This window comes from Listeria marthii (assembly GCF_014227425.1).
In the GTDB taxonomy this organism is placed as follows: domain Bacteria; phylum Bacillota; class Bacilli; order Lactobacillales; family Listeriaceae; genus Listeria; species Listeria marthii.
The window spans coordinates 112371-136356 of the sequence record NZ_JAASWB010000001.1 but is presented as its reverse complement, the minus strand read 5'-3'; the positions used below and the strand labels follow the sequence as shown (position 1 = coordinate 136356).

General features: G+C 39.6%; 24 protein-coding genes. 17 read left to right on the top strand and 7 right to left on the bottom strand.

All coding sequences use genetic code 11. The annotated features are described in order from the left end of the window. Positions 1–150 precede the first annotated feature (150 nt). The 6 genes from HCJ55_RS00710 to HCJ55_RS00685 form a co-directional block, all read right to left on the bottom strand. Entirely contained in the window at positions 151–1158 is a 1008-nt protein-coding gene (locus tag HCJ55_RS00710; RefSeq protein WP_185516641.1) for a serine hydrolase domain-containing protein, read from the bottom strand. A 2-nt stretch (positions 1159–1160) separates the two neighbouring features. Then, positions 1161–2804 carry an NAD-dependent malic enzyme gene (locus HCJ55_RS00705; protein ID WP_185503961.1) on the bottom strand — a complete coding sequence of 548 codons (1644 nt, stop codon included), beginning with the start codon at positions 2802–2804 and terminating at the stop codon, positions 1161–1163. 111 nt (positions 2805–2915) lie between these two features. Then, on the bottom strand, positions 2916–3599 hold the full coding sequence (locus HCJ55_RS00700) for an EAL domain-containing protein (protein ID WP_185505993.1): 684 nt from the start codon (positions 3597–3599) through the stop codon (positions 2916–2918). A gap of 18 nt (positions 3600–3617) precedes the next feature. Continuing rightward, positions 3618–4622 carry a glycoside transferase gene (locus tag HCJ55_RS00695; protein WP_185516639.1) on the bottom strand — a complete coding sequence of 335 codons (1005 nt, stop codon included), beginning with the start codon at positions 4620–4622 and terminating at the stop codon, positions 3618–3620. Then, a complete protein-coding gene (locus tag HCJ55_RS00690) occupies positions 4619–5746 on the bottom strand; it encodes a GGDEF domain-containing protein (RefSeq protein WP_185502029.1) in 1128 nt (375 codons plus the stop codon). Before HCJ55_RS00690 ends, HCJ55_RS00695 begins: the two co-directional genes overlap by 4 nt. Positions 5747–5771: 25 nt before the next feature. Next, positions 5772–6908, bottom strand: a complete 1137-nt coding sequence (locus HCJ55_RS00685; protein WP_185503959.1) for a GGDEF domain-containing protein — start codon at positions 6906–6908, stop codon at positions 5772–5774. A gap of 320 nt (positions 6909–7228) precedes the next feature. Here HCJ55_RS00685 and HCJ55_RS00680 point away from each other — a divergent pair, with 320 nt between their 5' ends. Next, positions 7229–8335, top strand: coding sequence for an NAD(P)/FAD-dependent oxidoreductase (locus HCJ55_RS00680; RefSeq protein ID WP_185516637.1), 1107 nt, complete (start codon positions 7229–7231; stop codon positions 8333–8335). Here the strand turns inward: HCJ55_RS00680 and HCJ55_RS00675 are convergent. After that, positions 8325–9191, bottom strand: coding sequence for a YitT family protein (locus tag HCJ55_RS00675; RefSeq protein WP_185502032.1), 867 nt, complete (start codon positions 9189–9191; stop codon positions 8325–8327). The two genes, HCJ55_RS00680 and HCJ55_RS00675, sit on opposite strands and share 11 nt — an antisense overlap. Positions 9192–9331: 140 nt before the next feature. On the opposite strand from HCJ55_RS00675, the gene HCJ55_RS00670 reads away from it, so the two are divergent. From HCJ55_RS00670 to HCJ55_RS00595, 16 genes are all read left to right on the top strand, one after another. After that, on the top strand, positions 9332–9667 hold the full coding sequence (locus tag HCJ55_RS00670) for a nucleotide pyrophosphohydrolase (RefSeq protein WP_008948241.1): 336 nt from the start codon (positions 9332–9334) through the stop codon (positions 9665–9667). After that, complete coding sequence (dapB, locus tag HCJ55_RS00665) at positions 9664–10455, top strand: 4-hydroxy-tetrahydrodipicolinate reductase (RefSeq protein ID WP_185505989.1); 792 nt, start codon at positions 9664–9666, stop codon at positions 10453–10455. The genes HCJ55_RS00670 and dapB overlap by 4 nt, the downstream gene beginning before the upstream one ends. Positions 10456–10470: 15 nt before the next feature. Then, positions 10471–10875 (top strand): methylglyoxal synthase, encoded by a 405-nt coding sequence (mgsA, locus tag HCJ55_RS00660; protein WP_003723016.1) that lies wholly within the window; start codon positions 10471–10473, stop codon positions 10873–10875. 14 nt (positions 10876–10889) lie between these two features. Continuing rightward, positions 10890–12071 carry a CCA tRNA nucleotidyltransferase gene (locus tag HCJ55_RS00655; RefSeq protein WP_185516635.1) on the top strand — a complete coding sequence of 394 codons (1182 nt, stop codon included), beginning with the start codon at positions 10890–10892 and terminating at the stop codon, positions 12069–12071. After that, positions 12061–13038: a biotin--[acetyl-CoA-carboxylase] ligase gene (locus HCJ55_RS00650; protein WP_008948238.1), complete on the top strand. Its 978-nt coding sequence runs from the start codon at positions 12061–12063 to the stop codon at positions 13036–13038. The genes HCJ55_RS00655 and HCJ55_RS00650 overlap by 11 nt, the downstream gene beginning before the upstream one ends. A 147-nt stretch (positions 13039–13185) precedes the next feature. Next, positions 13186–13653 (top strand): thioredoxin family protein, encoded by a 468-nt coding sequence (locus tag HCJ55_RS00645; protein WP_008948237.1) that lies wholly within the window; start codon positions 13186–13188, stop codon positions 13651–13653. A gap of 173 nt (positions 13654–13826) precedes the next feature. Continuing rightward, positions 13827–14660: a 3-methyl-2-oxobutanoate hydroxymethyltransferase gene (gene panB / locus HCJ55_RS00640; protein WP_185516633.1), complete on the top strand. Its 834-nt coding sequence runs from the start codon at positions 13827–13829 to the stop codon at positions 14658–14660. A 3-nt stretch (positions 14661–14663) separates the two neighbouring features. Continuing rightward, entirely contained in the window at positions 14664–15521 is an 858-nt protein-coding gene (gene panC / locus HCJ55_RS00635) for a pantoate--beta-alanine ligase (protein WP_185502038.1), read from the top strand. A gap of 3 nt (positions 15522–15524) precedes the next feature. Then, positions 15525–15908, top strand: coding sequence for an aspartate 1-decarboxylase (panD, locus tag HCJ55_RS00630; RefSeq protein WP_003728013.1), 384 nt, complete (start codon positions 15525–15527; stop codon positions 15906–15908). Positions 15909–16004: 96 nt separating this feature from the next. Further along, entirely contained in the window at positions 16005–18791 is a 2787-nt protein-coding gene (locus tag HCJ55_RS00625; RefSeq protein WP_185516631.1) for an ATP-dependent DNA helicase DinG, 3'-5' exoribonuclease type, read from the top strand. A gap of 107 nt (positions 18792–18898) precedes the next feature. Beyond that, positions 18899–19420, top strand: coding sequence for a cell wall elongation regulator TseB-like domain-containing protein (locus tag HCJ55_RS00620; protein ID WP_185502040.1), 522 nt, complete (start codon positions 18899–18901; stop codon positions 19418–19420). A gap of 22 nt (positions 19421–19442) precedes the next feature. Further along, positions 19443–20624 (top strand): pyridoxal phosphate-dependent aminotransferase, encoded by a 1182-nt coding sequence (locus HCJ55_RS00615; RefSeq protein WP_185502041.1) that lies wholly within the window; start codon positions 19443–19445, stop codon positions 20622–20624. Positions 20625–20637: 13 nt separating this feature from the next. Next, positions 20638–21930 carry an asparagine--tRNA ligase gene (gene asnS, locus HCJ55_RS00610; RefSeq protein WP_008948231.1) on the top strand — a complete coding sequence of 431 codons (1293 nt, stop codon included), beginning with the start codon at positions 20638–20640 and terminating at the stop codon, positions 21928–21930. Positions 21931–22079: 149 nt separating this feature from the next. After that, positions 22080–22799, top strand: a complete 720-nt coding sequence (locus tag HCJ55_RS00605) for a DnaD domain-containing protein (protein WP_185516629.1) — start codon at positions 22080–22082, stop codon at positions 22797–22799. A gap of 10 nt (positions 22800–22809) precedes the next feature. Continuing rightward, positions 22810–23469, top strand: coding sequence for an endonuclease III (gene nth / locus HCJ55_RS00600; RefSeq protein WP_008948229.1), 660 nt, complete (start codon positions 22810–22812; stop codon positions 23467–23469). Further along, positions 23462–23950, top strand: coding sequence for a YpoC family protein (locus HCJ55_RS00595; RefSeq protein ID WP_008948228.1), 489 nt, complete (start codon positions 23462–23464; stop codon positions 23948–23950). The genes nth and HCJ55_RS00595 overlap by 8 nt, the downstream gene beginning before the upstream one ends. The last annotated feature ends 36 nt before the right edge of the window (positions 23951–23986 follow it).

Below are 23986 nucleotides of genomic sequence, written 5' to 3'. Positions count from 1 at the left end.
CTTTGTGAAAATGAAAACAATATAAAACGAGAAAGAAAATAAATTTCTTTTATATAACTAGAAAAGGCTTTCAAAGGCTGTGTTAATACAGTTTTTTTGTCGAAAATATGGCGGGAGGCGAACGGCAGAAAAAGAAGCCTAGCTAATATGCTAGACTTCCTTTGTGTTTGAAACTTCTTCTAAAAAAGTGTCGACAATGCTGTCACGCTTATCAACGAAATTTGGGTTGGCGCGGCTTGGGTGGACACGGTTAGAAAGAACGATTAAGCTGGCATGGTGTTTTAAATCGAGTACCATGAAAGTTCCAGTGAAGCCGGTGTGATATAAAACAGAATCATCGCGCAGATCCCAGCCTAGCCCGCGACTTCGGTTGAGGCCAGGAGTATGATTGGTTTGCATGAGCTGTAACATTTGTTCGGATAAGATTGGCGACCCGTGCTGCAAAATAAGCGCATCGCGGAACTTGGAAAGATCAGCTAGCGTACTAAAAAGGCCTGCGTGACCGGTGCCTGATTTGGCTGTCCAAGCTTTGAAATCATGGACATCACCTTGGATTAAGCCGCGTGTTTGATCAAGTTCAGTTGGGATGACTTGTTTTTTATTTGTTGGATGAAACCCTGATTGAGTCATTTTTAAGGGTTCTAGAATATGTTTTTGAATGGTTTGTTCATAATTGCCGTCGATTTTGCTAATTAAATAACCTAGTAGTAAGAAGTTAGCATCAGCATAAGTGACTTCCGTTCCGGGTGGATTAACTTGTTTAGTCGCGTACACATAACGCATTACATCTTCGGGTGCATTCATTTGGAAGTTAGGGATATTTTGTGCGAGCCCAGAGCTATGTGTGAGTAAATGCATAATCGTAACATTATTGTACCGGAAATCTGGCAAATACATTTGAATAGGGTCGTTTAATTGGAATCTTTGTTGTTCGATAAGTTGTAAAATACGAGTAGTCGTAGCAATTACTTTGGTCAAAGAAGCGATATCATAAATGTTTTCTGTTGTTCGTGGTAAGATTTCTGCTTCTGGAAAAACAGCTTTTAACCCCATGATGTTATTTTCTTCCAGATGATTAGTTTTAATTTGATAACTAATTCCGGGAGTGGAGCCGTTTTGGACGAGTTGATCTAGTGATTGCTTCGTTTTATAGAACATAACTAAACTCCTTTATAAGTAGGTTGCCACATTTCAAGCTCTACGGCTTCGGTGACGTTGGTTAATTTCGTTTGCTGGATGTTTTCTTTTATTGCTTGATTGGCGACAGCAATTGCTACTGCGCGGGACGTTTCGCGAAGGGTGCGGACATGTGGTAAAAGGGCAGCACCGGGTTCGTTTGGCGAAATTTGCTTAGCGACAGCCATTGATGCGGCAGCGAGCATGCCGTCGGTAATATATTTGGCGCGGGTAACAAGGGCACCAAGTCCAAGTCCTGGATAAAGTAGGGCGTTGTTTGCTTGGCCAATTTCATAGGTAGTATGTTGGTATTCTACTGGTTTAGACGGGCTTCCTGTGACGATAAGTGCTTTTCCATCGGTCCACTTAATCAAATCTGCGGCAGTTGCTTCGGCTAATTTGGTTGGATTAGAAAGTGGTAAAATTGCTGGTCGTTCGGTATGCTCCGCCATTTTTTTGACGATGCTCTCTTTGAACGCGCCAGTAACGCCAGAACAGCCGATTAGCATGGTTGGATGAACAGCTTCAACTAAATGTTCTAGTGTATCTACCGGCGTATTTTCCCAGTCAGAAGCGGGATGCGTATATTTCTTTTGGCCAGCAGTTAAATCAGTCATGTGATCAAGGACTAAACCATTTCGGTCAACTAAGTAAAAATGTTTTCTTGCAGCGTCAAAAGAGAGGCCAGTTTCGCGCATTAATTGTCCGCTAAGTTGGTCAGCGATACCAATACCAGCAGTTCCGGCACCAAAAATAATAATCTTTTGTTCGCTTAAGGGGATGCGAGAAACTTGAATAGTGGCAAGGACTGCGGCAACGACCATCGCACCGGTTCCTTGAATATCATCATTAAAAGTACAAATTTCCTCGCGATAATTATGCAAAATACGACTTGCATTTGCGCGCCCAAAGTCTTCCCAGTGAAGGATGGCTTTTGGGAAAACGCTTGTCATTGCATCGACCAATTGAGCGATAAATGTATCGTATTCATTTTCTGAAAGTCGGGGACGTTTATTGCCTAAATAGCGTGGATCCTCAAGGAGTGTTTCGTTGTTTGTACCAGCGTCAATCACAACAGGGAGCACGCGGTCTGGTGCAAGTCCAGCGGCAACCGTATAAACAGCTAATTTGCCTACAGCGATTTTGACACCATTCACGCCCCAATCTCCAATCCCTAGCACACCTTCACCATCTGTAATTACAATCATATCGATATTCGGATTGTTTTTAGCATAGTTTTCAATCGATGCACGTAGTTTTTCTGGAGCAAAAGCATCGATAAATAAAGCTTCATCTGGAGCATTATAGTCTGTATGATAATGGATTACAGCATCGCCAATTGTTGGCGTGTAAATAAGTGGTAAATACTCGGTGACATTTTTAGTTACAACATAATAATAAAGTGTGCGATTTTCATTATATAAGTTGGTTAAAAGTTGATGTTTATGTAAAGCTGTTTCTAAGTTTTCTATTTGATATTCGATGCGCGCGGCTTGTTGTTCGATTGTTTCGATAATTGGTGGCAGTAATCCGTCTAAGTGATAGCTTGCCCGTTCTTCATTTGTAAAAGCAGTTCCTTTGTTTAATAGCGGATTATTTAGATAGTCAAAACCTGATTTTAAAGTCATTTTCAGCACTCCTTTTTCATTCTATTCTATTTTACATGGGGGAAAGAAGAATAACAACTGATTCAAAATAAAAAGAAAACCTGAAAACAATCAGATTTTCTTTTGTTAAACTTAATGAAAATAATAACCTTGCGCGTAAGGAATGCCAATCTCTTGGAGGAATTGTAGCTGTTCTTTTGTTTCGACACCTTCAACAATCAAGGACTTGTGGTGTTTTTTGACGTAATTATGCAGTTGCTCAAAGAAGATTTTTTTGCCGTCGCTTTCGAATAAATCTCGAAGTAGTAAGCGGTCGGTTTTTACAAAGTCAGAATGGTGCGCAAAGACACGGTGTAAGTCCGCATAACCGGAGCCAAAATCATCAATAGCAAATTTAGTCTCATGTTTTTTCTGGAATAGCTGTAGTTGTTTGTCTAAGTCGTTCATTCGCTCTTGTGGTAACTTGGATGTTTCCAAAAATTCAAAAACTATTTTCCCGTTATCAAGAAGGGTATCATGTAATTCTTCTTGATTTTCTAAAAAGGTATCATAGGAAATATTGACAAATAATGGCGTATCTCCACTTTTGTTAAAGCGTTTCACTGCGTTATGAAGCGTGAGCAGTTCAAATGCTTTTTGCAGACCATCCTGTTCCGCTTCTTCGATAAAATCACTAATCGCATTCCAGTGATCTGTTTTCAAGCGGGTGAGTGACTCATAGCCGAAAATGCGTGTATCTTCAACAGCAACAATCGGTTCATATATTGTATCAAAATGATTTTGATCAATAATCTCACGTACAGAGGGCTTTTTCATTTGTCCAACTTCTTTCCGTTATTTCTTAAGAGTTATTTCTTTATTTATATAATCGAAAAAATGGGTCGTTTCAGGATTTGACGTGTCCATTTTCTCTAACAACTCTTTGGTGATTTTACCATTTTTAGCTTGATTTGTCTTGTTAAAATACTGTGTCAAAAAGGCATAAACGGCTGTAGATTCGTTTTCTGAGCTTGGTTTCTTTATTTCTCGTTGGTAACGTGCATAAATTTTCCCTTTGGAAGCTAGTTCAGTTTGTAAAAAGTTATCGAAGTTTGGCTCTATATCGCCGTTTTCATCATAGTAAGCGATCGCGATGAGCATTTGATCAATCATATTAACTTCATTCGCATCGGCATAGTGAAATTGTCCATTTTGAAATACTTCTGTAAAAAATGGTTCGGCGTTCACGGTTTGAATGGGAAGATAGGCTTTATCGCGATAGTTAATCTGTTGCATGGCTTCGATATTTAAATAGCTTAAATGAAGCGTATCAGCTTTTTTCTTATGAACGAAATCATAGAAATCTACTGGTGTACCTTGAACGGCGCTATATTTTTTAGTATTTGTTAATAGTTTATCTGCCAGTTTCGTATAAGCACTGTGCTTGAATTTCTCGCTCGCTTGATAAAGGGCGTCGGTGATGCGGAAATCGTCAACAATCGCGTTCGTCGTGGTCGAGTCAGTCGCTTCCCATTTAATAAAGCTATCGTTCGTTATAAAGTTTTTTTGTAAACTGGTTACTTGTTCTTGGAAGGTTTTGCTGTCATTTACTTCAACTAAATATTCCATGTAAAGTCCAATGCTCTCGGCTAAGTAATGCGGATTTTGGGCATTTTTATAATCAATAATCAAACCATTTTTGGCGGTGTAGTTTTCTTTTACATATTGTTGCACTGTGGTCGAAGTAGGAGTTGTTTCTTTCGGTGCGCTCACAGTGTCTTTTGGTTCAGGTCGTAGGAAAAAGTAAAGTCCAGTGCCGAGTAGGACGAGTAAAATTAAGATAAGAATAATTCGTTTCATTCGATTTCCCCCTGATGAATAGCGATTTGGTTGCGGCCGTTTTGTTTGGCTTGATAAAGTGCTTGGTCAGCAGCTTCAAACAGAGATTCCGTTGTTGCAAATTTGGAACTGGCGGAAGCGACTCCGATGGATACGGTTACTTTGCCACTAGCGGGATTGTAGGGGAACTTGGCCCGTTCAATTTCTTCCCGGAAAAAATCAGCAATGAGCGCGGCTTGTTCTGTACCGACATTTTGCAGTAAAACAGCGAATTCTTCGCCGCCAATTCGCGCAAACATCGTTCTTGGTGGAAAAGTTCGATTTTTAAGAATGCTACTAAACTGCGCAAGGACGGTATTGCCAGCTTGATGGCCATGAAAATCATTAATTTCTTTAAAATGATCAATATCAATAATAAAGAGCGACAATGCTTTTTTCCTTTTTTGTGATTTAGCGAAAATCCATGCGAATTGTTGGGTGAAAAAGCGCATGTTCGGCAAATTAGTTAAACTATCGGTCATGGCGGTTTCGGTCAGGTTTTGGATGACAAGATTACTTTTATCGATATAATTACACGCATAAAACACGAGCAAGGCGGTCACAAAGAACAACAAGAAATATTCAATAATTTCAAAGCCACGCAAAATCCGACCTTCGTCAAAATTGTTCACGAAATAATAAAGAATGGCTGGGAAATTCAAGATAATCAACGCAACAAATTTCGAAAAGCGCTGTTTTTTCCAAAAGGTAATAAGTAAACATGCGGCGAAAATCAATGTCATTAAAATAATATAGCGACTAGTTACAGGCGATGCAATATCAAAACTAATTCGGCCGAAAAGCATAACCAAATAAGCAAAAATGAGTGGCACCCGGCCACCGAAAACACTTGTTACCATTAAAATCAAAATCCGCATATTCGTGTAAATAACGGGATTATTTTCATAGGCACCTTCATAAATAAAGTAAATACCGGCTAAACCATAATAGACACCGAGGAGGATAGAAAGAAATAATCGTCTACTGCCATTTTGGAACCAATTTGGGCGATATTGTCTTATTTTCCGAAAAGACATCCCTTGGATAAAAAGGATAGCAAGAAAGAGCGCTAAACTATCTATGTATGAATTAATTAGCTCGAACAAATGGACTCATCTCCTTTTTACTCTCTTAAATAACTGGTTCTGTCTCGCGAATATGTACTTGGTTTCGTCCATTTCGTTTTGCGTTATAAAGGGCTTGATCGGCGGCATGCAGTAGTTCATTTGCGCTCGGATAATTTTCACCATCATAATTCGCAATTCCCGCTGAAATAGTTATAACCGAGCCAGACGCGACAATCGGTACATCAATTTTCTCCACTTTTCGGCGGATTTTCTCTGCTAAATGCTGTGTTTCGCTGACATTAATATTCGGCAAAACAATCGCAAATTCTTCGCCGCCAATCCTTGAAATAACGGTATTCGGCGGGAAGCTAATCTTTAACAGCATTTGGCTAAAAGTAGATAGAACACCATTTCCGACTAAATGGCCATATGTATCATTTACCCGTTTAAAATAATCAATATCAATAATAATGACACTTAAATTCGATTTTTTTAAAGTAGCGTAATTAAAAGCGGCTTCGAATGTTTTTTCAAAGTGGCGGAAGTTCGTTAAACCAGTAAGTGGATCAAGGATGGTTGATTGTTGCAGATCGTAAATTAGTTTGTTGGACGTATCGATATAGTAAGATGCTGAAATAATAATAAAGGTAATAAAAAAAGAAACCACAAAGTAGAGTATCCAAATCGGTAAATCATCCAGCGTATATGCCAAATGTATTTTTTGATGCAAATAAAATAGCATTAAAGGGATGGCGCTAAGTTTCACTAAAACGACTTTTTGAACGGAACTAAGGCGTAATTTAGCCACTTCCATACAAATGAAGTGAAAGCCGATAATTAAAAATACGTAAATAAGGTTGGCGAATAGCGCATCTCCAAGAAATAGTTTTCCTGCTACGATAAGTAATAGCGCAATGGTAGCCGGGCCAGCTGATGAGAACAAATGCAGAACGATTAAAATATTGAGTAACATATCTGTATAAATCCCGGAGTCTGTGCCAGGCAATCCACGGATAATAAAATAAACACCTAGAAGGCCGTAGTAAATGCCCAGTGCGTAATTAATAATTTCATTAGCAAATTTTATTTGGAACCAAGCGGGCTTTTTTTCTCTAATTGACCGAAGCGCCATTCCGTGAAAAAAAAGCGCTGATAAAAAAAGCGCCATGCTGTTCCATAATGAATCAAGAATATTTGGCATAAAAAAATCTCCCATATCTCAGCATAACTAATCAGCTGAACAGTTAATATAGGCAGAATGAAAAAATAAATGAATTTTTAGCTGAGACGCAGTGCAAAAAACCAACCGATGGGCGAAAGCGTTCTCTAAGAGGATATGTGGTAATGACGACGAGATAAGCCAAAATCTGCCTTTTTGTAATTAAAGCTGGATTTCAGTACAATGGATAGAATGAAGTAGAGGATTTTTAGTAGTTTGTAAACTTAACTATTTTCACATATTATTACAAAGAGTCTTGAAAAAGTCAACTTGTGTCACAATTGATATAGAGGGGTGTAATCATGCAAAAAATAGTCATCATCGGCGGTGGAATTGTTGGAGCCAGCGCAGCATATTTATTATCAAAAGAAAATGTGGAAGTAACATTAATTGATTCTGGTGAGCCGGGGCAAGCAACACGTGCCGCGGCGGGAATTATTTGTCCGTGGCTTTCCAAAAGGCGGAATAAATATTGGTATGAACTGGCGAAAAACAGTGCGGCTTTTTATAAGGAAATAGCACAGATGTTGGAGGAAGAAACTGGCCGCGATTCAGGTTACAAACAGGTTGGTGTGCTCGCACTTCGGCAGACAGAAGAAAAAGTAACGGAACTGTTTAACCTCGCGAAAGAAAGACGTTTGGAAGCGGATGTTATGGGCGAAATTGAACAATTATCAGAAGCAGAAACAAAACAGAAATTTCCGCTCGTTAAACCGGGATTTGGTTCTGTTTATGTCAGTGGAGCAGCACGCGTGAATGGTGGCTTATTTTGTGAAACGTTACTTTCCGCTGCGAAAGAAAATGGCGTGAAAATAAAATCGGGACGCGCTCATTTTTCGGCAAACGGGGAAGTATTTGTTGACGGGGAACGAGAAAGTTACGATAAATTAATTATCGCATCTGGTGCTTGGTTGGCAGATTTGCTAGCAGAAGCTGGATTTCATACGGATGTTTTAGCGCAAAAAGGGCAGTTGTTGGAACTTGATTTTAGTGAGTTTGAAACGGATGATTGGCCAGTGATATTACCGCCTAGCCCCAAATCGATTGTTCCGTTTGATAATGGGAAAATTATTGTCGGTGCCACACATGAAAAAGCTGCCGGCTTCAATACGGAGCCAACAGCAGCAGGAAAAACGGAAATTTTAACGGAAGTCACGCATTTTATGGAAGGTGATTTGACGCGTAAAGTCGCGCGTGTAGCTGTTGGCACGAGGCCCTATACGCCAGATTTTGCGCCACTGATTGGACAGTTACCAGAATTTGAATCGGTTTTCTTAGCAAATGGACTTGGTGCTTCTGGATTAACTACTGGACCTTATGTCGGCAAGATTTTGGCAGATTTGGCCCTCGGAAATTCGGTCGAATTAGCTTTAGAAAACTACGAACCAAGTAAATACATTAGTAAATAGGATTTTTATTTTCATCCAGCGTGAAACCTTCTCCCATCACATCATGAACGACACTTACAGAAACAAAGGCGTGCGGGTCGATCGCTTGAACAATGTTTTTTAATTGGACAATTTCATTTTTTGCAACAACGATATAAAGAACATCTTGTTCATTTTTCGAAAAACCGCCGCGACCTTCAAGTACCGTCACACCGCGGTTCATTGCGAGCATCACATGGGAAGCAATCGCGTCATTATCTTTGGAAATAATCAGTGCGCCACGAGCCGCATAAGCTCCTTCTTGGACAAAATCGATTACCCGAGAACCGATGAACACAGCAACAAGTGTGTACATTACTTGGCGAACGTCCAAATAAGAGAGTGAGGCAACGAGCACAATCGCATCAATCGCAAACAGCGTGCGTCCCATACTAATTCCTTTTGTATGGTTAAGCAATTTGGCAATTATATCACTGCCTCCAGTTGTCCCGCCGTAGCGAAACACAAGCCCAAGTCCGATTCCACTAAAGCCACCAGCAAAAAGCGCTACTAGCAGCAAATCACTATGTAAATCTAACGTATAAGGAATGCGCTGAAAAATCCATAAGAACAGCGACAAACTCACTGTACCAATACCAGTATAAATGAGCGAACGATTACCGAGCACACGCCAACCTAAAATAAACAAGGGAATGTTCAAGATTAAGTTAGAATAAGCAGGATCAATTTGGAAGAAGTGGAGTAGGAATAGGGTTACCCCTGCCAGTCCGCCTTCTCCGAGATTATTAGCGATATTAAAATTAACTAATCCAAATGCGTAAATCGCTGTACCAAGCATAATAAAGCAAATATTTTTCATACGAAGTGTTTTTAGCATAGCTTTTTCCCTCCTTGAAACCTATTTAATATGTAAGTAAAAAATCATGGACTTGTATGTATTTGTTTAGGTATAATGAAATGAAGTTAACAATTAGTCTTAAAACCAATTTTAGTTTACCACAAAAAGGGGGAAAACCGATGGCGAAAACAATGGCAGAAATACAAAAAGAAGTGGATGATTTCATTGGTGGATTCGAGGAAGGTTACTTTTCCCCACTCGCAATGATGGCGCGAATTACAGAAGAAACGGGAGAATTAGCCAGAGAAATTAATCATTATTATGGTGAAAAACCGAAGAAAACAAGTGAACCAACTAAAACCGTCGCAGAGGAACTTGGCGATTGCCTGTTTGTCCTTACGTGTATGGCCAACTCACTTGATATTGATATGGAACAAGCACACGACACGGTTATGGCGAAATTTAAAGAGCGCGATAAAGACCGCTGGACGAAAAAGGAGGAAAAAGCAAAATGAGAGTAGCAGTATCTGGATTTAAAGGAAGAATGGGACACGAGGTTGTAAAAACCGTTTTAAGAGAAGCCGATTTGGAGTTGGTGGCGGTACTTGACCACGAGCCGAAAGAAAAAAATATCCGCGAAATTGTTGAGTTTAGCTCATTAGACGTACCAGTTTATGGTAATTTAAGCGAGATGTTAGAAACAGTAAAACCGGATTGCGTTGTTGATTTTACGACACCTAAAGTTGGGTATAGTAACATGAAAACTATTTTAGAACACGGTGTACGCGCGGTCGTTGGTACAACAGGCTTTACACCAGAACAAATCACGGAATTAAGAACGATTGCGGAATCGAAAAAAATCGGTGCGTTAATTGCGCCAAACTTTGCTGTAGGTGCGGTACTGATGATGCAATTCGCACAAAAAGCAGCTAAATACTTCCCAAACGTTGAAATCATTGAGTTACATCATGATAATAAATTAGATGCGCCAAGTGGAACAGCTGTTAAAACGGCGGAAATGATGGCGGAAACTCGCGAATTTGTTAAACAAGGTGCAGCCGAAGAAGTTGAACTTATTGAAGGTGCAAGAGGAGCAGAATATGAAGGCATGCGTATCCATAGCGTGCGTTTACCGGGACTTGTAGCACATCAAGAAGTGATTTTCGGGGCAGAAGGACAAGGCTTAACGATTCGCCACGATTCCTATGACCGAATTTCCTTTATGTCTGGCGTAGCGCTTTCGGTTCGCAAAACGAAAGAACTAGAAACACTTATTTATGGCTTAGAAAATATTTTAGACTAAGGATAGGTGAATGAGATGCATATCGCATTAATTGCGCACGATGAAAAGAAGGATTTAATGGTTGGATTTGCAACTGCATATAAACATTTGCTCGAACCGCATCAATTATATGCAACAGGGACAACGGGTTTACGAATCATCGAAGCAACGGGCTTAACGGTGCATCGTTTTAAATCAGGTCCGCTTGGCGGTGACCAGCAAATTGGCGCGCGTATTTCCGAAAATAAAATGGACCTTGTTATTTTCTTGCGCGATCCATTAACCGCCCAGCCACATGAACCAGACGTGACGGCGCTTATTCGATTATGCGATGTATACGAAATTCCTTTAGCGACAAATATTGGTACAGCAGAAATTTTAATTCGCGGATTAGGAGCAGGTTTCCTCGATTGGCGAGATTTAAGACGGAATGATGAATAAAGGAGCGATGACAGATGAATGACGTTTTTCTAAAAGCGCTTCCTGTATTGCAAAAATTAACTACAGCGGGATTTGAAGCGTATTTTGTTGGCGGATCTGTCAGAGATTACTTGCTAAATAGAACAATTTCCGACGTAGATATTGCAACTAGTGCTTTTCCAGAAGAAGTAAAGGAAATTTTCCAATCTACTTATGATACTGGAATTGCGCACGGAACAGTTACCGTTAGAGAAAATAAAGAATGTTATGAAGTGACCACTTTTCGAACAGAAGGGACGTATGAGGATTTTAGGCGCCCAAGCGAAGTAACATTTATTCGCTCGCTAAAAGAAGACTTACTACGCCGTGACTTTACGATGAACGCGATTGCGATGGACGAACATTTCGATTTACACGATCCGTTTGCCGGACAATTAGCGATTCAACACAAAGAAATCAAAGCTGTTGGCAAAGCTTCGGAACGTTTTCATGAAGATGCGCTAAGAATGATGCGCGCAGTCCGCTTTCTTAGTCAGCTTGATTTTGAGCTTGATAAAGAAACGGAAAATGCTTTAGGAAGCCAAATTGCCTTATTACAGCACACTTCCGTTGAACGAATCACGGTCGAATGGATTAAAATGATTAAAGGACCCGCAGTAAAACGAGCGATGGATCTACTTCTAAAAGTCGAAATGGAAACATATTTGCCGGGCTTACAAGGAGAAAAAGCCGCGCTCACTGAATTTGCTAGCTGGGACTGGGCAAAACGTATAAGTGAAGAAGTAATTTGGCTCGGACTAGTAGTTGCCGTAAAACCGAGTAACGTTACCGCGTTTTTAAAAGCTTGGAAACTACCAAATAAGACTATTCAACTTGTAAACAAAGCGTATCAAGATGCGTTCGATAGGAAAGAAATCTGGCAAACAGAAGAACTTTACCATGCTGGGCAGCCAGTCTTTTCCTTAGTGAATGAACTAAATGTCCTTCGTGGCCAAGAAGACAAGCAACAAGCGCTCAACCAAGCATACGCAGCTCTACCAATTCACTCCAAAAAAGACCTAGCAATTACTGGCGCTGATTTACTAAAATGGTCCGGAGAAAATGCTGGTCCTTGGGTAAAGGAAACACTTGATAAACTAGAGTGTGCCATCCTTTCAAGCGAAATAAACAATGAAAAAAATCAGATTAAAAGGTGGCTAGGCTTTCATGAAGAATAATCGGGAAAAATTACTGGCGTTATTTACAGAAAGTGATGGCGCCTATTTATCCGGGCAAGAAATTGCGGATAGCCTAGGATGTTCGCGGACCGCCGTTTGGAAACAAATGGAGGCACTCCGCAAAGAAGGATTTGAAATCGAAGCAGTCAGAAATCGTGGTTACCGTTTATCAGCAACCGCAGAACAGTACACGAAAGATGCACTCCTACTCGGTTTAGAGACAACATTCATCGGTCAGCATTTAGAAATACATGAATCGGTGAGCTCCACACAAATCATTGCCCATCAACAAATCGAGGCAAGCCCAGAAGGAACCGTTATTGTAGCCGATGAGCAAACCGCGGGAAAAGGTCGCTTACTTCGCCCTTGGAATTCTAAAAAAGGGGAAGGCATTTGGATGAGTGTGATTTTAAAACCACAAATCCCGATTCAAAAAGTACCACAGTTCACTTTTATCGCCTCACTTGCTATCACAGAAGCGATTGAAAATGTCACAAAACTAGAACCGAAAATCAAATGGCCCAATGACATTTACATCGGTAAACGTAAAATCTGCGGTGTGCTAACAGAAATGCAAGCCGAAGCAGAAACTATTCATGCTGTCATTATTGGCATGGGTATCAACGTAAATCAACAAGAATTCCCCGAAGAAATCAAAGACAAAGCCAGTTCACTTAAACTGGAACTCGGCGAAAGTATCTCGCGAAAAGCACTATTACAAGAAATTTTAGTAGCTTTAGAGAAATATTATGAACTTTTCCTTGATAAAGGATTTGCGCCAATAAAACTACTTTGGGAAACAAAAGCAATTCCCTTTGGCGAGAAGCTAACCGCCAGTACAACAAAAGGCAAAATCCACGGACAAGTAAAAGGTATTTCTGATGAAGGCGTCCTCTTACTGCAAGATTCGCTAGGCGAGGTTCATTCAATCTATTCAGCAGATATTTTGCTAGATAATGAAAAATAACGAAACTACCTGAAAAACCATGTTTTAACCATAGTAAAGTAACTGAAAACATATCTTTTAACTCGAAAACACAGTGTGAAAATCACTTTTTCGAGTTTTTCTTTTTTGAAAAAAATCAAGTATAATAAACACGAAGGAGCTGTTTTAATGAAAAAAATCCTATTACTATTAGCGCTAATTACCGTCGTTCTTACGCTCGGAGCATGTGGCGATAATAAAAAAGAAACCGAAGAGAAGGCGAACCAAACTGAAAAAGAAAGTTCGACCTTTTTAAATACTATTTCCACCAAAGATTTTAAACAAAAAATGGCCGATAAAACAACTGGATTTGTTTACGTTGGCCGCCCAACATGCGAAGATTGCCAAGCGTTTCAACCAATCCTAAAGAAAGAACTGGAAAAAAGACAACCAGATCAAAAAATGGCTTACTATAACACGGATAAAGCATCCGAAAAAAGCCGCGATGATATGATTGCCCTTTTAAAAGAGATGGATATTGATTCTGTCCCAACAATGGTCTATTTAAAGGATGGAAAAGTGGTATCAACCTATGCAGCAACAGACGAACCAGAAAAATTAACCAAATGGATGGATAAAGTGAGTAAAGAGGTCTAAGCATAGACCTCTCTTCAATTTGCATACTTTAAGTAAGCATCTATTTATGTTATTATACATATGGTAGCAATGAATGGATGATACCTTTATTGGATCATACTAACGCTACTAATAAAAATATGTTTTTTGCCTTGATTAAAGTAATTTAACAGGGACGAAAAGGAGCTAAGAAAATGAAAAGACCAGTAGACTTTTTTGCTATGAAAGAAAACGGAGAGAAAATCACGATGATTACCGCTTATGACTATCCTTCTGCTAAGAACGTAGAACAAGCAGAAGCAGATATGATCTTAGTCGGTGATTCACTTGGAATGGTAGTATTAGGCTACGATTCAACCGTGCCAGTCACGATTGCTGATATGATTCATCATACAAAAGCCGTGAAGCGTGGGGCTCCGGATACGTTTGTTGTCACCGATATGCCGTTCATGACATACCACGGTTCGGTTGATGAAACAATTCAAAATGCACGTAAGATTATTCAAGAAAGTGGCGCTCATGCAGTCAAACTAGAAGGTGCAGGAGAAGTCGTTAATAAAATTGCTCGTTTAACAGAAGCCGGCGCTCCGGTTGTTGCTCACCTTGGCCTAACTCCACAAAGTGTTGGTTTAACAGGAAGCTATAAAGTACGTGCTAAATCCACTCAAGAAGCGCAAGAATTGATTGATAATGCCTTAGCTGTTGAAGCGGCAGGAGCGATTGCACTTGTGCTTGAAGCCATTCCTCGCCAACTAGCTGAAAAAGTAACCAAAGTGCTTTCTATTCCAACAATTGGTATTGGAGCAGGCGTGGAAACAGATGGTCAAGTCCTTGTTTATCATGACATTATCGGTTATGGAATCACTCGCCGTGCCAAATTCGTGAAAGCTTATGCGGATATCGACGAAACGATTGAACCAGCACTTACAAGCTATGTCAAAGAAGTAAAAGCACAAGCATTTCCAGAAGTGAAACATAGCTTTACGATGGCCGAAGAAGACTTAAAAGGCCTTTATGGAAGGGAATAGCAGATGTTAATCATTCGAACTAAACAAGAACTAAGAGAAGCCATTTTAAAACAAAAACAAGCGAATAATTCAATTGGTTTCGTGCCAACAATGGGGTTTTTACATGAAGGACATATGACGCTTGTCAGCCATGCGAGAAAAGAGAATGATTTTGTCGTTATGAGCGTGTTCGTCAATCCAACCCAGTTCGGTCCAAACGAAGATTTTGATGCCTATCCACGAGATGAAGCACACGATGCAAAGCTCGCAGAACAAGGCGGCGTAGACATTTTATTTATACCTACTGTAGAAGAAATCTATCCGACTGAATTAGCAACGAAACTGCACGTCGTTAAGCGTGTTTCGGTACTCGACGGCGCTGACCGAGAAGGCCATTTTGATGGAGTAGTAACAGTTTTAACGAAGCTGTTTCATTTAGTGAGTCCAGACAATGCTTACTTTGGTCAAAAAGATGCCCAACAAGTAGCCGTTGTTTCTGGCTTGGTAGAAGATTACTTTTTCCCAGTGAACTTGCGAATCATTGCCACTGTAAGGGAAGCGGACGGACTTGCAAAAAGTTCGCGCAATGTTTACCTAACAGAAACAGAACGTAAGGAAGCACCAGTAATCCACGCAGCTTTACAAATGGGTCGAGCGCTTATTGAATCCGGCGAAACAGATGAAACAAAAATCGTGCAAGTAATGACAGACAAAATCAACGAGCAAACATCCCACGAGAAAATTGCTTATTTGGCGTTATATGCTTATCCCGAATTTACACCAGTAACAGATTGGTCCAAAGGGATAATTATTGCGGCGGCAGTGAAGTACTCGAAAGCTCGTTTAATCGATAATGAATTAATAAATGTGAAGAGGCGGTAAACAATGTTTAGAACAATGATGAATGGCAAAATTCACCGAGCGACTGTAACGGAAGCCAATCTGAATTATGTAGGAAGTATTACGATTGATTCTGCTATTTTAGAAGCGGTGGATATGCTGCCAAATGAAAAAGTGCAAATTGTAAACAATAATAATGGCGCAAGAATTGAAACATATATAATCCCAGGCGAGCCAGGTAGTGGCGTAATTTGCCTAAACGGGGCTGCCGCAAGACACGTCCAAGTAGGCGATGTAGTTATTATCATGAGCTACGGCATGTTTACTGCGGAAGAAGCAAAAACACATGAACCAAAAATCGTCGTTTTAGATGAAAAAAATCATATTGAAATGATTCTTCCAGAAGAAAAAGCGCACACGACTTTATAATTAGTTCGGGGAGCTTGAGCGGATTTCTGCTCAAGCTACTCGTTTGTTTGAATCGTTATTTTTGAATAAAAGCAGTTAAGGAAAGAGGTGGAGCAGATGAAACAGAAACGTTATATTGTCGTGGATTTAGAAACAACAGGAAATCAAGCTTCACGTGAGGACCGGATAATCCAGTTCGCTGCTTGCTTTGTCGAATCTGGAAAACGGCTGGAAACATACTCCACCTTTTTAAACCCCGAAAAACCGATTCCTGCTTTTATTCAAGAATTAACGGGAATATCTCCAAAAGATGTGAAAAACGCCCCACTTTTTGAAGATGTGGCACCGATTATCGCGAATTTACTCGAAGATACTATTTTTGTGGCGCATAATGTGTCCTTTGATTGGACTTTCTTAGAACGGGAAATGACTCGTGCGGGAATTTCACTTGGCAAAATGAAGAAACTCGATACCGTGGAATTAGCTAGAATCATGTATCCAGGTATTGATAGTTATAAATTACAGGATTTATCAGATGAATTTAATCTAGGCCATGATAAGCCGCATCGCGCGGATAGTGATGCGGAAGTAACGGCCGATTTGCTACTTTTATTATTAGAGAAACTAGAAAATTTGCCGCTACCAGTTATCCGGCAAATGACGACTATTTCAGGCAGCCTGAAAAGTTATTTACCAGAGCTATTATTTGAAATCGAAATGAGAAAAGAACGAGCTAATCAGCCACTTGATCCAGCTTTTGTGGAACATCGCGGGTTAGTAATTCGTAAAAAAGAAGTCCAAAAGCCAACTTATAGTAGGGCCGATTCACTTGAATTTCCCGAAACAGATGATGCCAAAATGGCTTTATTTAAGAAAGCAGGGGCGCCGCTTTACGCTAGAAGTGGTCAATTTGAAATGATGAACCTTGTTTTCCAAGCGATGAAGTCAGGCAAGCATGCGCTGATTGAAGCAGGAACGGGGATTGGGAAGTCATTAGGGTACTTTTTACCAGCGATTTATCAAGCTAAACAAGCCGAGTTACCAGTTGTTATTAGTACATATACGAACTTACTGCAAGCCCAATTATATGAAAAAGATGTGCCATTGTTAACGAAACTAACAGGATTTAAAGTCAAAGCAAGTCTACTTAAAGGGCGCGACCATTATTTGAATTTATTTAAATTTGAGCAGTTACTGCAAGAAGGCGATGCACAATATGATGTGGTTGTTACGAAGCTAAAACTACTTGTCTGGCTTACAGAAACAACGACTGGCGATATTGATGAAGTGAATTTATCCAGTGGTGGGGAATTATTCTGGAATCGAATGAAGCACACTGGCTGGTTTTTATCGGAAAAACATGATCCGTGGCTCGCGCATGATTTCTATAAATTCAACATTAAACAAGCGAAAAATGCCGATTTAGTTATCGTCAATCACGCATTACTACTAAATGATCATTTTTCAGGAAGAGAAACGTTGCCCAAGTATGCATTTGCGGTAATCGATGAAGCCCATCATTTTGCAGATAGTGCCCGCACGCAAGGAAGCTTTATTCTTTCTTACCGAAAATTAAAATACTTTTTGAATCAGTTAGGTTCATTAGAAAAATATTCTCTTTTAACAAGGTTAGCAATGGCTTTCCCAGAAGCGGATAGTTTATATGATTTAGATATTGCGGCAATGAAGCTAGGTGAGGCTGTAGAAGAATTCTTTGCCCTTTTAAAAATGCAGTTGAACGTTGCGCGTAAAAATTTGCAAGAAGTGGTCTTAGTAGAAAACAGTGAAAAAGATGCTTGGAATGACAAAGTTTACTACGCTGCCGAAAAAGTGTTGTATTTACTGCAAGAATCCGAAAAAAATATGGAAACATTATTAGAGCAAGGCAAACGAGAAGAAAATGAGCTAGGCGAGGCTGAGAGTGCCTTTTTAGAAGAAATGTATGCCTTTTTACTGGATTGGAAAAACATGGTGAAGCAGCTGGAACAAATGTTGCATAAAAAATCACCTATTTTGACAATTTATTTACAAGCTGACAAAAATCACTCTATTTCGAGTATCCGCTTAAAGGCAGTACTCATGGAAGTGGAGCCAACGCTTGGCAAAGAATTTTTCGCGAAAAAAGAAAGTGTCATTATGACTTCAGCAACTTTAACTGTAAAAGGTAAATTCGATTATTTACGGAAAAGTCTCGGTTTGGAAGAAGAACAAATCGTGGAAAAACGGATTCCTTCACCATTTGATTATAAAGAAAATGCGCGCGTGATGATTCCGGATGATATGCCACCGATTAAAGATACGCCAATCGAGCGCTACACGGCGGAACTGGCTAAATATATTCGTCATATTGCTGTCAAAACAAAGGGACGTATGCTCGTTCTGTTCACGGCATCCGATATGTTGCAAAAAACGTATTATCATATGAAAAACGAGAAATCGTTAGAAGAATATGTTGTTCTTGCACAAGGTGTTTCAGCAGGAAGTGCGGCACGACTCACGAAACAATTCCAAATGTTTGATAAAGCGATTTTACTTGGGACGACGAGTTTTTGGGAAGGGATTGATATTCCAGGTGAAGACTTATCGTGCCTTGTAATTGTTCGCTTACCGTTTGCACCAATGGACGATCCGTATACGAAAGCACAAATATCGCTTCGAAAAGAACGCGGTGAAAATGCCTTCCAAACCTACTCTTTACCAGAGGCAGTTCTGCGATTTAAGCAGGGTTTTGGTCGATTGATTAGACGAGAATCCGACCGGGGAATTGTATTTGTTTTTGATAACCGAGTAGATACGACGAAATTTGGGAAAGCCTTTTTGGAATCCATCCCAAGCGCCCCTATTTTAAAAGGAAAACAAGCTGATTTATTAGAAGAAGTGAGTGAATTCTTTAAGGAAGGTTAAATTTTTCCTGATATGACTTCAAATCTTAGGCGGCTATTGCTATAATGTATCTATGCGAAAATGAAAATGCATATCGCCGGACGAACTTCGGTAATTTATAAATAGAAATGAGCGAGATAATTTTGCGAAATAGAAAACCTAAGCGTAAGATTGGCAAATGGATAGCGATTATTCTCGGCATAATTATTGTGCTTATCGTGTTGGCTTTTCTGTACTTTAGATCGGCAGAAAAACCTGTATCTAGTGCAGAAACCGAAGCCTTAGATCGAATAAGTGGCCAAGTCGACTTAAAGACAACAGATCAATTTTATCTGTACAATGGTCCAAAAGAAGTGTATTACGTATTAACTGGCAAGAACAGTGAGAATAAGAATATCATCGTCTGGGTTCCAAAGAAGAAATCCGACAAAGTATATGTTAAGTTCGCATCTGATGGCATCACAGAAAAACAAGCACGCGACAAAGTAACAAAAGAAAAAAGCCCAAAGAAAATTTTACATGTGAACTTAGGCATGGAAAAAGAAACACCGATTTGGGAAGTTGCCTACTTAGATAAGAATGACAAGCTAAACTACTTTGACATTAACTTTGAAACAGGTGAATGGTACAGAGAAATTGAAAACTTGTAACTAAATTGGAGGAGGGAATAAAATGGACTTACCGTTATCAAAACGTGTCAAAGGGGTAGCCCCGTCGCCAACACTCGCGATTACGGCTAAAGCAAAACAAATGAAACAAGAAGGAATTGATGTTATCGGATTAGGCGCTGGGGAACCAGATTTTAACACGCCGCAAAATATCATCGATGCAGCAATCGAGTCCATGAACAAAGGCTTCACCAAATATACGCCTTCCAGTGGAATCATTGAGCTAAAACAAGCGATTGTCGATAAGCTCAAAAATGATCAGTTCTTAAACTATGAAACGAACCAAATTTTCGTAGGTACAGGAGCTAAACACGTACTCTATTCTGCGTTTCAAACGATTTTAGATCCGGGCGATGAAGTCATTATTCCAGTTCCATATTGGGTAACTTATCCAGAACAAGTAAAATTAGCAGGCGGAATTCCTGTCTTTGTAGAAACTGGTTTTGATGCCGATTTCAAAATTTCAGCAGCAAATTTTGAACAAGCAATTACTGAAAAAACAAAAGCAATAGTTTTAAATTCACCGAATAATCCTTCTGGTATGTGCTATACAAAAGAAGAGTTAATCGCAATTGGTGAAGTTGCTGAAAAACATCAGATTTACATTTTATCGGATGAAATATACGAAAAATTATACTACGGAAACAAAGCTGATTTAGTCTCTATTGCGAGCCTAAGTGACCGTTTATACGACCTAACTATTGTCATTAATGGTGTTTCTAAAGCCTATTCCATGACTGGTTGGCGGATTGGTTACGCAGCGGCAAATAAAGAAATCATTGCTGGAATGAGCAAACTTGCGGACCATTTAACAAGTAACCCAACAGCCAATGCCCAGTATGCGGCACTTGAAGCTTATGTTGGTAGCCAAGAAGTTCCAGAAAAAATGTATCAAGCTTTTGAAGAACGCATGGAACGCTTTTATCCAGAATTAAGCAGTATTCCAGGATTTAAACCGAAAAAACCAGATGGCGCCTTTTATTTCTTTATTGAAGTAAAAGAAGCGGCACATAAAAAAGGTTTTCAGGATGTAGATGCTTTTGTAGCAGCTCTTTTAGAAGAAGCGAAAGTCGCAGTCATTCCAGGCTCAGGATTCGGAATGCCCGATTATATACGCCTTTCTTATGCAACAAATCCAGACTTATTCCAAGAAGCTATAAATCGAATCAAAAGTTTTATGAAATAGGGAGTGTAGACAAGTGAAAATTACAATCAATCAAGCATCCGAATTTGTCGGAAAAGAAGTAACAATTGGAGCATGGCTTGCGAATAAGCGTTCAAGCGGTAAAATTGCTTTCTTACAATTACGTGATGGAACAGGGTTTATGCAAGGCGTTGTCGTAAAAGCAGAAGTTGGCGATGATATTTTCGCTACTGCCAAAGCGTTAACACAAGAAACAAGCCTGTTTGTAACAGGAACAATCAACGAAGATACACGTTCTCCGTTTGGTTATGAAATGGCTGTATCAGGCGTAGAAGTGATTAGCGAATCGCATGATTATCCAATCACACCGAAAGAACACGGTACGGAATTTTTAATGGATCACCGTCATTTATGGCTACGTTCGAATCGCCAACACGCGATTATGAAAATCCGTAACGAAATTATCCGCGCTAGTTATGAATTTTTCAATCAAGAAGGATTCCTAAAAATCGATCCACCAATTTTGACTGGTAGTGCACCAGAAGGAACAACTGAACTTTTCCATACGAAATATTTTGAAGAAGATGCGTTCCTTTCTCAAAGTGGTCAATTATACATGGAAGCTGCAGCAATGGCTTTCGGGAAAGTATTCTCATTCGGGCCAACTTTCCGTGCTGAAAAATCAAAAACACGCCGTCACTTAATTGAGTTCTGGATGATTGAACCAGAAATGGCGTTTTACAAATTAGAAGATAGCTTACAAGTACAAGAAAACTACGTGGCTTTTCTAGTAAAAGCAGTGCTTGATAACTGTCGCTTAGAACTAGATCGCCTTGGTCGTGATGTTAGTCATTTAGAAAAAATGGTTGCGCCGTTCCCACGTATTACTTATACAGAAGCAATCGAGCGTTTACACGAATTAGGCTTTGACGATATTGTTTGGGGAGACGATTTCGGGGCGCCGCATGAAACAGCGATTGCAGACAGCTTCGAAAAACCAGTTTTCATTACACATTATCCAAAAGCGATTAAACCATTTTATATGCCGGAAGATCCAGAAAACGATCAAGTTGTTTTATGTGCTGATATGATTGCTCCAGAAGGTTACGGAGAAATTATCGGCGGATCGGAACGTATTCATGACTTAGAAACACTTCAAGCTAGAATGGAAGATTTCGACCTAGACCAAGAAGCGTATAGCTGGTACCTTGATTTAGCTCGTTACGGTTCCGTACCACATTCCGGTTTTGGACTTGGCTTAGAACGTACGGTGGCATGGATTTCAGGAACAGAACATGTTCGCGAAACAATCCCGTTCCCACGTTTACTAAACCGTTTATATCCATAAGTAAAAAAGTGAGGCCACTAACTGGCTTCACTTTTTTTGTGCAGACTGTAAATGAAAATCATCTTTTCCAGTTGATTTCGTGATTTTCTCCGTACTTTTATATTTTTCCCTCGAAAACCATGTTATAATTTTGTAGTGAGGTGTTTAAAATGAATCCAAAAATTCTTGAACAATGGATGGCTGAAGGGCAAGTAACTTTGCCGCAAGTGCTAGTAAAAAACTATGCAGTCATCGGCTTAAACGAAATAGAACTAGTACTTTTACTTCAAATACAATCTTTTGCAGCAGAAGCAGAATTCTTCCCTTCGATGGAAATGTTAGCAAATAGAACAACACTTTCGCTCGAAGAAACAATTAAAACGATGGATTCAATTCTGAAAAAAGGAATGATTGCCATCGAACAAAGCCAAGATAATTCACGAATGATTTCTGAGCAATATAATTTAGCGCCACTTTGGGGTAAATTAGTCGCTTTATATGAAAATCAAGCAGCAGATAGTAGACAAGAAAAACAAGTAGAGCAACAAACCAATTTATATAGCCTGTTCGAAGCCGAGTTCGGAAGACCGCTTTCGCCAATGGAAGCAGAAATGTTATCGGCATGGGTAGAGCAAGATCGAACTAGCCCAGATTTAATTAAAGAAGCTTTAAAAGAAGCGGTTATTTCCCAAAAATTAAATTTCCGCTATATTGATAGAATTCTTCTGAACTGGTCGAAACAAGGGGTTAAAACCATTGAAGACGCCAAACGAGTAGCAGAAGAGTTTCACCAAAATGGTCGCACGAGTCAAACAATTAATCAAAGTGAAGTGAAAAAAAGCGCAGGTTCGATTCCATTATACGACTGGCTTGAAAAAAGAAAAGGGTGACTTAACCAAATTGTTATCAAATAAACAAACCGTATTATGCATAGAAGAAATGGCAAAAATGTTTCCAGCAGCACACTGTGAGCTCATTCATAAAAATACGTTTGAATTGCTGGTGGCTGTTGTGTTATCTGCGCAGTGCACAGATGTTTTAGTAAATCGTGTAACTGCCTCTCTTTTTGAAAAATATCATTCTCCAGAAGACTATTTAGCTGTTCCTCTAGAAGAACTGATGGACGATATTCGTTCGATTGGTTTATATCGCAACAAAGCTAAAAATATCCAAGGACTATCAGAGAAAATTTTAACCGAATTTAATGGTGAAGTGCCACGGACACATGCCGAACTAGAAAGCCTACCTGGCGTTGGTAGAAAAACAGCCAATGTTGTTTTATCGGTTGGTTTTGGCATCCCGGCAATTGCAGTAGATACGCATGTGGAACGAATTAGTAAACGGCTAGGGATTTGTAGATGGAAAGACTCTGTCGTTGAAGTAGAAGAAACGCTGAAAAGAAAATTGCCAGAAGAACTTTGGTCAGACGCGCATCACTACATGATTTTCTTTGGCAGATATCATTGCAAAGCGAGAAATCCTGATTGTCCGACATGCCCTTTACTTTATTTGTGTAGAGAAGGAAAAAAACAAGCGAAAGTGAGGGGATTTGATGGCTGAATTTAAATATGCAGTAGAATTAACGCATCCGGATTTCCCTGCACCAGATGTGATTTTGGAAGAATACGATCCAGAATCGATTTACGTAAGCGGCTTACCATTTTGGCAGGAACAACAGTTTTTTACAAAAGGCGGGGGAGTTATCCCTTGGAAAAATGAAACAGCACGTGCTTGTCGCAAATTGGCAAAACATATGACCAATCTGGCAGAAAGTATGGAAGCAGACTTAAAAGTGCATAAAAAACCTTCTCCTGTTACTGTGAGAGATGCGCTCGGTATTTTTTTATCTATTTTATTCTGGAGTAACCATCGGCCGGTACAACTTGATAATTTAATGGAGCAAATTAAAACATTGGAGACGAAGCCACTCAATTTAGAGGAGCGGTTAGAATATGTCTTAAAACGAGGAAATACTTTTTTAGGTTTCCGACAATTAAATGAATTAATGTTAGAGCAACGTAAATTGATTGCAAAACGATAAGAAAAAGAGCGGAAGATGATTTAATCATCTTCCGCT